A 6,066-nucleotide genomic window follows, 5' to 3' on the forward strand; every position below is an offset into this window, starting at 1 on the left:
GCTCTAGCGAGCTACTCTTTGTATCTTTCCATGGTTTCGCATTTTTTCTAGGTGGAATCACCGCATGCCCTTGCCGATCTGCAATGACCTGACGGCATTGCTTGGTGTCATAAGCTCCATCGGTATATAATCAGCGAGAGATTGTTGAGAATAAACGGTTGAGTGCTGTTCTGAATCATATCCAACAACAACATGAAGAACTGGAACAGCAAAACAAACGTAATCGTTCTCAAAAGATGCCAAGCAGACGTGCACAGAAAACAGCAATTCAAGAACGAAATCTAAATCCTGTGCTTGACTCTTGTGGTTAAAAACAGGACATTTTAAATGGTTTATCGCATAGACATTTTAATTGGTGAATAACAAACAAAAAAAACTAGGCACTGGCCTAGGTCTTAATTTTAAAAAAATACATAAAAATTAAGTTTTTAGACTCGATTTTTTATTTAAACTTCGTATAACGTGTATTATGTTAATTTAGCTTACTCTAACCCCAGTTACGGATAAGCTAAATTTCTAACGACATGAATTTTTGGCTTATTCTTCTGACAGAGTTGATAAGCACATAGAGAAGAAAATATGCCTGCTAGGAAACCGGAAATAGCCCGATGTTTACTGCTTACTAAATGGTATTTTTCTTTCAATAAGCCAATTAAAGTTTCAATTCTTTTCCGCTGTCTCAAGTGGTATTCATCAGAAAAAGGCAATAGACTTACTCGCATATTCTTTCTAGGATAAGTAATTAAATCGATATCTTGCTCTAATAATTTGGTTTTTATTGATTTTCCAATATAACCTCTATCTCCATAAACAGTTGCCAATAAGCCATCAACTAATTCTTCGATTTTTCTAATGTCTGCAATGTGTCCAGGGGATAAAACTGTATTCACAATTTGTCCTTCACTATTCATGAGAAGGTGTAATTTGCAACCATAAAACCAGTCTATAGAACTTTTGCCACGAGAAGCAATATCGTCCAAAGCATGGTGACTTCTAGGAATTCTTTTGTTTTTACAAACAGGTAAAGGTGTTGAATCAATCCATAGATATTGACATGCTTGTCCTTTGCTTAAAGCACGGTGTAGTGCATGAATTGCAAGCTGATGTTGGTTAATCAGGCTGAGCATATTTTTATAGCAAGGCAAAGACTTAAATAATTTACTCTCAAATTGATAAAGCAATTGGAAAAATGTTTTAAAATTATTTACTTGCGATGTTTTATAACAAATTGCAATCGTCACAATTTCAGAGAGGGATAAGGTTGCTAATCGAATTCGTTTACGCTTATTTTCCTGCTTGAGAAATTGCCAATAGATCGGTTCAAATTTCTTAAAAAAATCATCAATGGCACAGAAGATTTCTGTAAAATCAAACATGGTGGTTAGAGTCTTTGGTTTGTGTAGTAACTTTCTAAATGGCTCTAACCATCTTTTTTTCAAGCGGTTTTCTTATCCGTAATTCGGGTTACTCTATGACATTATTCAGGAATATTAACCAAACTAAAATCCTCTAATTTTGTTTGTTCATTAAAAATATGGCTATTAAATTTATATGATTCTTTTAACCTAAATTTTTTTGTATGCTCTGTTTTATTGCTATTATGGTATTGATTATATTTAAAAAATATATCACCATCTTTTTCATATGGATAAATTAAAACCTCACCACTTCTATCGTTATTACCTCTTATTGAATATTCATCTTCAATAAAATAAATATTTTCTCCAGAAATATAAGCAAATTTATTATTCTTTTTGACAAATATCTCATACATTTTAAAATCATATTTATTATTTAGTGGATAATAGATACCATTTCTTAGTAGTGTAAACATATGATTCTTATTTGAATTAATGTTGTTCATATCATTAATTTTTCTAATATTTATTTGAATATCTTTATCTATATGATGATCAGTTAAAATTTTAAAACTAAGTGTAGGCTCTGTGTTCATAGTTTTTTGTATCCTATTCCAAATAAATACGCTAGAAAAAATTAATAAGATTATAAAAATCAATGGATAAATTATTTTTTTCATTTTATCTTCTTAATATAGCCTTTGGTTTGGGATCATAATTAAAAAAAGATTGATCTTTTTCATAGAGTAAGTTCCCATTCTTATAAAATCTCATAGGTTCTGCTTTTACACCAAAAAAATGAGCTTGTTTACCTTTTCCAGGTTTTGAACCTACCATATAAGTATCAGCAACAGACCAAGCTAAATCGTTACTTCTAGCAAAAGACGTAATTCTTTTAGAAGGGGAAAAGGATGGAAAACTTGAAGCACTTTGTCCGCCGACTTCCACATTTAAAAAATTAGGTAAGCAAGAAATATTTTGAGCGAAACTCGGGTTATTTGCAGAGTTACATCCAAAAAAAGGGCTTTGTTGCACAAAGATTTATAATTTGAAGCATCCGCCAACTCACTCAAATTTAAGTTACAACTCGGGTATGAGGACGACCTAACTCTGTAAATCTATTCAGCACGGCCACACGTGCATGAATCTCATTAACTTGGCTTTGAAAGTTTCTTGAATGTAGTCGATCGCCTAATAATTTGATGCAATGCATCTTGGTTTCGACCAAACTCCGCCGATGATAGCCTGACCATTTTTTCCATAATGTCCTGCCTAAACGTTTAACTGTTCGAAGTAATTCATTTCGCTCTTGCGAATGAACTTTTATATCTTTCCAAGGCTTTGCATTTTTTCTGGGTGGAATAACTGCATGTGCTTGCCGATCTGCAATGACCTGACGGCATTGTTTTGTATCATAAGCCCCGTCTGTATAAACTGAATCAATCTGTTCATCCAACGGGATTTGATCAAGTAAATCCCCGAGGACTTGTGAATCACTCACATTATTCGTTGTGAGCTGAACTGCTCGTATTTGTAGGGTTTTAGCATCTATACCAATATGAAGTTTACGCCATTGGCGACGATATTCAGGTCCATGTTTCTTGCGCTTCCATTCGCCCTCACCTAGAAACTTCATGCCTGTAGAGTCCATGAGTAGATGCAGCCCATCGCTACTTTTTTGGTAGCTGATTACAATATCAATATGCTTTTGTCTTCTACAAAGCGTGGTGTAATCTGGAGCTATCCAATTTAATCCGCAAAGTTTAATCAGACTTTGCACAAAGCCAGTAACCATACGTAAAGACAGACGGAATAAGGATTTAATCATTAAGCAGCATTGGATGGCTGCGTCGGAGTAGGTTTGATTTCGCCCTTGTTTGCCTTTTGATGGCGCATACCATTGCGTAGCAGGATCAAACCAAATGGCAATATTTCCGCGACTCATGAGTGCTCGGTTATATGCGGGCCAATTGGTTGTGCGGTAGATTTTGTGTGTAGGCTTCTTCATTTGAAAATTATATCGCTGAAAAACCCTTTACAGATAGGTTTGTGCAACAAAGCCTTACCGAACGGATAAACCAGCAGGCCATTTTCTAGCACACCTTGTCCACCTGCGGCTTTGGCAATCCGATGATCCGATTCAGTAGAATCGAGATAGATTAATCCATCACAAATGGGGCAAAAGTTATGATTACCCACTAGAAAATTATGCTTAAGCAAATTTTTGGTTAATGCTGAAAAGGCCTTGGGCTTTGATCGAGAAATTAGATTGTCGATGCCTACACTCCACTTTACTTATTTTCAGACAGCAACCAATCGAGAGCGTTCATTTTTACAATACCATTATAATTGGCTTCAGTCCCTATCGTGTCTAAGGTAAGTAAATACTTAGGATATGAATCAGAAATTTTCTGTAATGGACGTAACTCTCGGGTGAGTGTCTCCTCACTGAGCGTTTCTAATGCCACCTGATAATAAGTTAAATTTTGTAAAGTATCGACAGCAACAAAATCAATTTCATATTCATCAACCCGCCCTACATAGACCGTATAGCCTCGTCTGACAAGCTCAAGATAAATCACATTTTCTAAGATATGACCTTGATCAGCATTAGCATCAGGCAACATAATGCGGCGCAATCCAACATCAACTAAATAGTATTTTTCAGAGGATTGTAATAACTCACGCCCACGTACTTTAAATTGTGCGGCGCTATAAAATAGCAAACTGTCCTGTAAGCCCTGAATATAGCGTTTTACTGTTTCAAATGAGATTTTAACCCCACTTGAAACAAAGGTATTTTTAATTTTATTGATGGAAATGGGTGAGCCTGTCACGCTTGCCAAATATCTTGCGACACGCTCGAGAGAGTTAATATCGGCCGTATTCAAACGGGGAATAACATCTTTAAACATTACACTGGCATAGACCGCTTGCAAGTAATCATAGGTTTCCTGCTGGCTGGTCATGGCAAGCGTATAGGGGAAACTACTGCGCGTGTACATGGCATACAAATCACGATTGGATAATTGTTGGATGATCGGATTATTTTCAATATGCCACTGTTTAAACTCTTGGAATGACAAGGGTAAAACATGTTGCTCGATATAGCGTCCTGTGAGTAACGTCGCAAGTTCTCCACTCAGAAAGAATGCATTAGAACCTGTAATATATAAATCGATATAATCCCGAACATATAAAGAGTCGACTACTTTTTCAAAATTGGTAACATGTTGTATTTCATCTAAAAAAACATAGTTTTTCTTGCTTTCATCAACTTTTGACAGTACATAATCATGTAGTTTACGGTAATCGGTGAGTTCTTCAAATTCCATAAATTCAAAGTTGATGGCAATGATGTTTTCGGCTTGTACACCCTGTGCTTTTAGGTCTTGTTGAAACATCGCCAGCAAGGTGGATTTTCCAGAGCGACGTACACCCGAAAGCACTTTAATGACATCACGGTTTTGCCATGTATTCAGAAATTTTAAGTAGCTATCACGTCGAATATTAGTTTTTCTCATTGTTTTCACTTAAACTCTAAAGTTTTAATTAATTCTATCAAAGTTTAGATACTAAGTGGAAATATATTTAATTTTTAAAAGAGTTTCTAGTTCATGTGAGCTATTTAAAATTCTAAACTGCTGTTATAGCCGTTTAGAGACGCTAATCACGACAAGCTCCAAGATGCCAGGTCTACTCTTTAGACGAAATTTGGTAGGTTTTTTTATCGACGACATCAATCCGAATTCTGTATTTTTGATTATTGATGCTCCCTTTTATCTGCTATACAAATTGAGTGAATAGTAAATTGCATATTCCTGTGTAAATCTACCCCCTATTCCTATTTGCACCCTACCATTCATTTCTGTTCGTATAAGCCACTAGGCATGTCAAACTCTTGATTAATGGTATCAATATTGATACTATCAATCATTGGCACTATTGAGCATTTAAATGGCAAATCTTGATCAACTTATAGAACAAATGCGGAATAATCCAAAAAATATCCGCTATGTCGATTTACTCAAGGTTTGTAAGCAATATTTTGGTGAACCAAGGCAAACAAGTGGTAGTCACACGGTATTTAAAACACCGTGGCAAGGCGATCCTCGTATTAATCTTCAAGATGATAGCGGAAAGGCTAAACCTTATCAGGTTAGGCAAGTATTAGCTGCACTTGATAAACTTAAGGCATTGTGAGGTGTCAAATGGATAGCAAACAATATACTTATCGTGTTACATGGTCAGCAGAAGATAATGAGTATGTCGGTCTATGTGCCGAATTTCCATCATTGTCTTGGCTTGATGCAGAACAATCTAAAGCATTCGCAGGAATTGTTGATCTTGTTGGTGAAGTCGTAGCAGATATGGTCAGCAATAATGAGAAATTACCTATCCCTCTTTCAGAAAAAAAGTATAGCGGACGGTTTGCCGTTCGTGTTCCATCAATGGTTCATCAAAAACTAGCACTTGAAGCTGCGGAGCGTGGTGTGAGTATGAATCGTTTGGTATCGGCAAAATTGGCTATGTAGTTTTATATCTTGATGGTCTACTTGGAATGGAAATGACTGGTAGACCTTGACATCCTCACCTCCCTTAAACGGAGGTGATTCCTACAGCTAGACGCTTATGCCCAAGCGCAAGAATGTTCATGGCACTATTTAAGTCCCTATCGTGAGTGACACCACACTCACATGACCATTCT

8 protein-coding genes and 3 pseudogenes are annotated in these 6,066 nt (G+C 36.1%); 3 read left to right on the forward strand and 8 right to left on the reverse strand.

Features of this window, described 5'->3' with window-relative positions:
• Window positions 1-130, reverse strand: a pseudogene (locus FTT84_RS16545) (transposase); the annotation flags it as partial.
• On the opposite strand from FTT84_RS16545, the pseudogene FTT84_RS16550 reads away from it, so the two are divergent.
• Window positions 120-311, forward strand: a pseudogene (locus FTT84_RS16550) (ISNCY family transposase); the annotation flags it as partial. The pseudogenes FTT84_RS16545 and FTT84_RS16550 overlap by 11 nt on opposite strands.
• A 186-nt stretch (window positions 312-497) precedes the next feature.
• Here FTT84_RS16550 and FTT84_RS16555 read toward each other — a convergent pair.
• From FTT84_RS16555 to FTT84_RS16580, 6 genes and pseudogenes are all read right to left on the reverse strand, one after another.
• Complete coding sequence (locus FTT84_RS16555) at window positions 498-1,376, reverse strand: IS982 family transposase (RefSeq protein ID WP_180081889.1); 879 nt, start codon at window positions 1,374-1,376, stop codon at window positions 498-500.
• A gap of 101 nt (window positions 1,377-1,477) precedes the next feature.
• Entirely contained in the window at window positions 1,478-1,954 is a 477-nt protein-coding gene (locus tag FTT84_RS16560; RefSeq protein ID WP_180058950.1) for a hypothetical protein, read from the reverse strand.
• Between the two features lie 85 nt (window positions 1,955-2,039).
• Window positions 2,040-2,393 (reverse strand): hypothetical protein, encoded by a 354-nt coding sequence (locus tag FTT84_RS16565; protein WP_180058949.1) that lies wholly within the window; start codon window positions 2,391-2,393, stop codon window positions 2,040-2,042.
• A 40-nt stretch (window positions 2,394-2,433) separates the two neighbouring features.
• Window positions 2,434-3,366: an IS5 family transposase gene (locus tag FTT84_RS16570; protein ID WP_180081891.1), complete on the reverse strand. Its 933-nt coding sequence runs from the start codon at window positions 3,364-3,366 to the stop codon at window positions 2,434-2,436.
• A 62-nt stretch (window positions 3,367-3,428) separates the two neighbouring features.
• A pseudogene (locus FTT84_RS16575) lies at window positions 3,429-3,623 on the reverse strand (HNH endonuclease signature motif containing protein); the annotation flags it as partial.
• A 26-nt stretch (window positions 3,624-3,649) separates the two neighbouring features.
• Window positions 3,650-4,882, reverse strand: coding sequence for an ATP-binding protein (locus FTT84_RS16580; protein ID WP_111860735.1), 1,233 nt, complete (start codon window positions 4,880-4,882; stop codon window positions 3,650-3,652).
• Between the two features lie 433 nt (window positions 4,883-5,315).
• Between FTT84_RS16580 and FTT84_RS16585 the strand changes: the two genes are divergently transcribed.
• Both FTT84_RS16585 and FTT84_RS16590 read left to right on the forward strand, forming a co-directional pair.
• Complete coding sequence (locus FTT84_RS16585) at window positions 5,316-5,561, forward strand: hypothetical protein (RefSeq protein ID WP_005401830.1); 246 nt, start codon at window positions 5,316-5,318, stop codon at window positions 5,559-5,561.
• Between the two features lie 8 nt (window positions 5,562-5,569).
• Window positions 5,570-5,893, forward strand: coding sequence for a type II toxin-antitoxin system HicB family antitoxin (locus FTT84_RS16590; RefSeq protein WP_005401831.1), 324 nt, complete (start codon window positions 5,570-5,572; stop codon window positions 5,891-5,893).
• 64 nt (window positions 5,894-5,957) lie between these two features.
• On the opposite strand, the gene FTT84_RS16595 is transcribed toward FTT84_RS16590, so the two are convergent.
• A partial coding sequence (locus FTT84_RS16595; RefSeq protein ID WP_180058446.1) for a zinc ribbon domain-containing protein occupies window positions 5,958-6,066 on the reverse strand: 109 nt, incomplete at its 5' end.

Source organism: Acinetobacter sp. YH01019, assembly GCF_013420285.1.
Taxonomy (GTDB): Bacteria; Pseudomonadota; Gammaproteobacteria; order Pseudomonadales; family Moraxellaceae; genus Acinetobacter; species Acinetobacter gandensis.